This window comes from Bartonella sp. AP21QHHD, assembly GCF_042196205.1.
GTDB lineage: Bacteria > Pseudomonadota > Alphaproteobacteria > Rhizobiales > Rhizobiaceae > Bartonella.
On record NZ_JBHIPT010000086.1, the window covers coordinates 803 to 6,511 of the forward strand.

Annotated in this window: 5 protein-coding genes and 2 pseudogenes; 2 read left to right on the top strand and 5 right to left on the bottom strand. The window is 38.3% G+C overall.

From position 1 onward, the window contains the following. Positions 1-1,531: 1,531 nt before the first annotated feature. Positions 1,532-1,846: pseudogene (locus ACFIMC_RS05095) on the bottom strand (hypothetical protein); the annotation flags it as partial. Positions 1,847-1,911: 65 nt separating this feature from the next. On the opposite strand from ACFIMC_RS05095, the gene ACFIMC_RS05100 reads away from it, so the two are divergent. Both ACFIMC_RS05100 and ACFIMC_RS05105 read left to right on the top strand, forming a co-directional pair. Next, positions 1,912-2,223, top strand: a complete 312-nt coding sequence (locus ACFIMC_RS05100; RefSeq protein ID WP_017196508.1) for a type II toxin-antitoxin system RelE/ParE family toxin — start codon at positions 1,912-1,914, stop codon at positions 2,221-2,223. Next, positions 2,204-2,485 (top strand): addiction module antidote protein, encoded by a 282-nt coding sequence (locus tag ACFIMC_RS05105; protein ID WP_273788712.1) that lies wholly within the window; start codon positions 2,204-2,206, stop codon positions 2,483-2,485. The genes ACFIMC_RS05100 and ACFIMC_RS05105 overlap by 20 nt, the downstream gene beginning before the upstream one ends. 34 nt (positions 2,486-2,519) lie before the next feature. Here ACFIMC_RS05105 and ACFIMC_RS05110 read toward each other — a convergent pair whose 3' ends face one another. The 4 genes and pseudogenes from ACFIMC_RS05110 to ACFIMC_RS05125 form a co-directional block, all read right to left on the bottom strand. Further along, positions 2,520-2,900, bottom strand: a complete 381-nt coding sequence (locus ACFIMC_RS05110) for a hypothetical protein (RefSeq protein WP_375633221.1) — start codon at positions 2,898-2,900, stop codon at positions 2,520-2,522. A 19-nt stretch (positions 2,901-2,919) separates the two neighbouring features. Beyond that, positions 2,920-4,044, bottom strand: coding sequence for a N4-gp56 family major capsid protein (locus tag ACFIMC_RS05115; protein WP_273788714.1), 1,125 nt, complete (start codon positions 4,042-4,044; stop codon positions 2,920-2,922). A 91-nt stretch (positions 4,045-4,135) separates the two neighbouring features. After that, on the bottom strand, positions 4,136-5,029 hold the full coding sequence (locus ACFIMC_RS05120; protein ID WP_375680941.1) for a hypothetical protein: 894 nt from the start codon (positions 5,027-5,029) through the stop codon (positions 4,136-4,138). 13 nt (positions 5,030-5,042) lie between these two features. After that, positions 5,043-5,709 (bottom strand): annotated as a pseudogene (locus tag ACFIMC_RS05125) (phage portal protein); the annotation flags it as partial.

Genomic DNA, 5,709 nt, shown 5'->3' on the forward strand with positions numbered 1-5,709 from the left:
AAAAAAAGCAAAGTAAGGTTGGTTCCAAAAAATTGTGAGGTGTATGAAAGAGATAATGTTATCAATATAACTGATAAAACAGAATAAAAACAGGTATGGGGGGCGTGCATTCTTTATGGTTATAAACGCATATAAAATGCATTGCTATAAACATATCATAAAAGAGAGAGTAAAATAAAAAAAAAGCCGTGCCAAGTGATATGACGCGGCTTTCAAATAGCGTTTCTTATTGATTAAAATGAATCATCCACAATGGAGTAATGAATGCATATATACAAAACGTATCATATTGCAAGCGCTCTATGAGAGATATGAAAACTTATCAAAAGGAATGTAAATGTGCGTATGATCTTTAATCACTCATTTGAATGAGAGAGCCTATAAACGCTTGTTATGGCTATTAAACAAATTAAAACGCTTGGTAGGTTTAACAATCCAATCAAAAGCAAATGCATATTCAATAAATATATGTAAAAAACGTTCTTTTTATATTTACGATCATTGGTTTTTAAAAGCAGATTTTCATAAGAAAAATAAACAAACGCTTTTATAAAATGTAAGGTTTTCAAGATTTTGCTCTGCTGTGAAAGCTAAATCTTAATTTTCTCATAAATGAAACGTTTTTAAGAGCAAATGATAACTAAGTTATAACTGTAATAAAAAAAAGTTTTAACGTTTCTTATAAAGATCTCATTTTATGTTTCAAACGTTTAAACGTGCATTTAAAGAGGTTCTCATAAGCGTATTTGTACTTTTCATAAAACCTAATTTCTTTAAATATTAGCCGGTCCATTTTTGGAGGCATTATCTTAGAATAGAGCATTCTTTAAACATTACAGCTTTTGACTCAAAATTGAGTAAAAACCCATGTGAGATTACAATGGTTTTGAAGTTTTCTTGCTTGCGTTATATCATTAAAAAGCTTTCTCTTTCATAAGACATAACATTGTGATTTTCATTCTATATGTCATGATATTATATTTATGCTGATTACTTATCATTTTCTAAACTTTTAGAAAGCGTTTTAAAAGTGATCTTGTCTTTAAATCCTTTTATGCAATCTTTATAAATTAAACCTATAAGCTTATAAAAGTTTTAAATGATTACTTTCTTATAGGATACTATAACATCTTTAGATTTTGCGCTCCCCAATTTTGGGGACCGTTAATTTTGTTTTTATCATGCGATTAACAATCCAATCATTAAAACAAGATGTGATCTTTAAACGTATGTTATCGATAATTCCAAACAACTAAATTTTAAACAATGTGATTTGTACTGTGATAAAAACGTATCATAAGATTTATAAACTGTTATGAATGATAGCTGCTTTTCATTTCATTTGAATGCACACATGCGTTATAATATTTGTATCATGATTTGCTTTTTATGGTCTATTCATGCATGGCAATCTTATATAAAAAATGATCAAATGAATCATGCATAAAAGTGTGGATTCTTAAGTGGATTCATATAAAATAATTTCACACAACCTATTGACTTTATTGGTTTTTTATGCATAATATGTTATCGAACTCAGATAAACGTTTTTGATTTTAACAGCTGTTTCAATAGGGCGGGTAGTGCTTGCATCATAAACACCTTGTCCCGCCCGTGTCTCAAACACCACATCACGGCTTTCGTTAAAGTAAAAGGTCTCCCGTTCACAAAAACGAATGGCTGCAAAAATGCTTTCTTGGATTTGTTGAACATACTCATCGGCTATGTCATCAATCTCATCTTGAATGACCGACACTAAGTGCGAAAGTGTTCTCTTATGACGATAAACATCTCGCTTTACTGGTATCGGTCCTCCAGTCTTAACCCGAATATAATGACGTGTCATCAAAATACCTCTCAGTAAAAATTATTACTATTGATATTATATATATTGTGTAGTATAGTGCACTGATGGTAGCGATAATAAAAACAACAGATGAATTCGATAACTGGTTAGAAAAACTTAAAGACAGAAAAGCTGCTAATATAATTCTTGCAAGGCTTCATAGAATTCGTTCAGGGCTTTTGGGTGATGCAAAGTTTTTTAATGGTATAGGTGAATTACGTATCCACTATGGTGCTGGTTACCGAATTTATTTTACAAAAAAAGGCGATAAAATCATTATATTGCTTTGTGGTGGTGACAAATCCACACAATCCAGTGATATTCAAAAAGCCTTATCTCTTTTAGAGGATCTTAAAAATGAAATTGAAAACCTTTAACTTTGAAAAACACCTCACAACACCAGAATCTCAAGAAGTCTTTTTAAATGAAGCCTTTAAAACTGGTGATGCCTCTCATATAGCGGATGCCCTTGGTATTGTTGCTAGAGCACAAAATATGAGTGCCTTAGCAAAAGAAACCAATCGCGAACGCAGTGGATTATACCGCTCTTTAAGCAAAACAGGTGACCCTAAACTTTCTACCTTAGTCGCTGTCTTATCTGCCCTTAATTTACAACTCTCTGTACAATCTGCTCCATAAATCGTGAGGGGAATTAAGCCTTCCCCTATACCTCTCAACGATTGGTCACGAATTGCACGACCACAACACACTCACCAGCCGCGGTTGTTTTATCCCGTGTTGCATAAAGCGTAAGCTCTTGATCTTCTGGAACAAACTCTTTTTGGTTGGTTGATGTAAAATCTTGAGTGCTTTGGGTTTTGATATCCTTTTCACTAAACTCATTACCACCATAGGTGCTGCCTATCTTTAATTTCGCATCCGAAAACGCTGTCTTCACAAACGCTTTAATCGAAAGGATCATTGCACCACGCGGTAAAGTCCCGATTTTGCGCGTCAAATGCTTATCTTTATGCGAGATATTCAAACGCAAAAAACTGACCTGATGTGTATGAAGATCTCTGCCGTGTAAGTGTCCTGTTACGCCATCTACCATGTCCTATTTCCTTTCCTCATCACTCAACTTCACCGCTGTAGGTGGGGATAACTATCGTTCCAAAATCTTGGGCTCCTTGTGCTCTTCCGGGCATTTGGAAACGCGTTTTCTTCATGCCCATAATTGTATGCACTCCAAAACCGTATTCGCGTTTGTAGTCGAAGGTTTCTTCTTCGATTTTATAGCGGGTCTTACCGTAACTCTTACCAAATGCCATAACGACACTTTGCGCTCCAAGCAAAACAGCACGGCGCACACCTGCAAGACGTGTACTATCCGTGGATTTAACACCATTGGTGACATGCTCTGATTCACGTAAAATCACACCGTTGTACATGCCTAGAGAACCATCAAAGATTGGGTTTTTGGAACGCGAACCGGTATAAGCAGCTTTCTGAATATCAAGCCATTGACCCGTCTCTGTATTAGTGCGCAATTGTGTCACCTGAATGGGATGCAAATACAACACATAAACACTCTCGCCATTCACGCGAACCGGTCTAATTTTAGGATTCGCTAGCTTAGCGCACTGAACCGCTTCATCTATCAATTTAAGATTAAAGCTGTGTTTGGCTTTTTCTGTAAGCTCTTCATCCTTGGTTTTTGCTTCTGGTCGCACAATGCGCTTACTGCTTGGAGCTAATGGTGCATTAAAGCCCCAAAAAAGAGGATCAAGATCAACCAGTTCTCCCTCAAAATTAAGCCTGTTGGCTGTATAACCGCAAGCGTGAACGAAAAACATCAAACTCAAACGGTCCGCATACCAATCTGATAAACTGTTTTTGGCTTCTTCGCGCAAATTAAACAATGTGCGCTGATTATCAATAGTGCCTTCATTGGCAATTCTTGTTCCATGATAAAGTTCATTGATATACAGTTTATCATGAAGGAATTGTAGTGCCTCTTCATTGCCTTCAAGGGTTTCACCCTCACTCACACCACGTCCTGATAACTGAGCTCGCAGACTAAATGTTACACAATCCCCTTTGCCTTTTTGCGTCTCTGTTTTCACCTGAATAATGCTATTGGAATCCTGCCCCATCAAAGGAGCAATAGGAGTTGCTTTGGAGACCTCCGCATCAAGAATTCTCGCCCATGTTTTTAACGCATGGGGATCATTAATCCCTATATGTGTTGTTGCCATTTATTTCACCTTTCTTTGCTATAAAAAAACCGGCTTAAAGCCGGACCACCAACCCGCACCAAAGGCGGCTTATTCTCTAAAAGTCTTTCACTTAATCTTCATCATCTGCACCACTCAATTTGCGTATAAGCACTCGGTTCTTTGGATTACTGTACCACGCTTGAAACTCTTTATCCGTCATAGCGTCCATCGTTTCCCATGAAAGTGGACCCGTCACGCCCCCTCCACCAGATGCCGTTAAGGTTCTCGCAGAATTCTGCCGACTTTGAAGTTCTGCAACTTGATTATTCGCTTGCACTGCTTGGTTCTGATAGCCAAGGTTTTGTGCTATTCTATAAATTTCTTCTGCCGGATTGAGATCTCTTTGTGCACAAGTCGCTACAAGCGCATGCAATTGATCTCTTATAATCGCATCTATTGTGTTTTGTTGTCCATACTCAGGATAAAGTGATGACCAAGAACTCAATTCCTTTGCGCGTGCCTCATAAAGAAAATTTGCCGCGGCATCAAAATCACTGGATTTATTTTGAAACGACTTAACAGAATTATTAAAAAATTCACCAAGACGCATATCGTGCTGCTGCTGTTCCTCAGCTTGTCTTAGCGCTTCTTTCTGTTCCCTAATATACGCATCCTGCTCTCGAATCTTTTTTCCCATCCAACTCATATAGCCAATAATGTCTTGTGTAGGGTCTGGGGGTGCATTTTCACCTTCAACCATTGGCGTCTGGGATTGGGGTTCATAAAACTTTACAAGCGCTTCACGGGCTTGTTTGGCTTGTTGCTCCATACGCTGCTGCTCTATGCTAGGAACAATCTCTGAAGGTTTTTCAACGGGCTGTGCAACCGGCTCTGGAGAGGTGACATCATCATTATCAATCGTTTCACCATCATAAGTGCCAGCATCAAAAGAGCTCTCATCATCAAAGACCGGTGCTCCAACTCTGTAATCTTCATTCATAGCTTCATTCATTTCTGCATTCATTCTTTCACCTTTCTCAACTATGCATACCTCTGTGTAATGCTATTCGCTCTCGCATAATCTGATTGTGTGCCTGATCATTGAGAAGCTTCTGCCGTTCAATCTCATAGCGTTGCTTCATCAGTTCTGCGTCTGTTTTTGCTCTCTCTTGATGCACAAAAAGATCAATCTGCTTTTGTTGCAAATCCATCTGATGCATCTGTGCTTTCGTCTCTAAGTCTTGTTGCTTTTCCTGCAACTTCATTTCCTGCTCGGGATCCATCTGCTGTTGTTGTGCCATTTGTTGCTGTTGGAACTTCTCACTGACACGATTGAGTAATGACGCAGGCAAGGGTGAGTAACGAAGTAGATCAAGCATAATATCCGGCGTAATGGCATTTTGAAGCAATGGGAGCAGCTGTGTGATGATACCGAAGGTGCGCTCTTTCTCATTCGGGCTGGTTGGCGCATCATCAACTACAATATCATACTCGACACTCGTTACTTCTTCACGCGTCAATGGAATATATTGCGCATTCTCTTCACCAGATATCCGTACCAAACGACCATCGGACAAGTAATTCTGTATCAAGTGCAAAATAATCTTACCTTGCCGCTTGCGGTACAAACGTAAACCATCAAACAGACAAGCAAGCAGATTTAAACTGGATTGGCGTCGTTGTGCCTCCAAAATACCCGCTTGT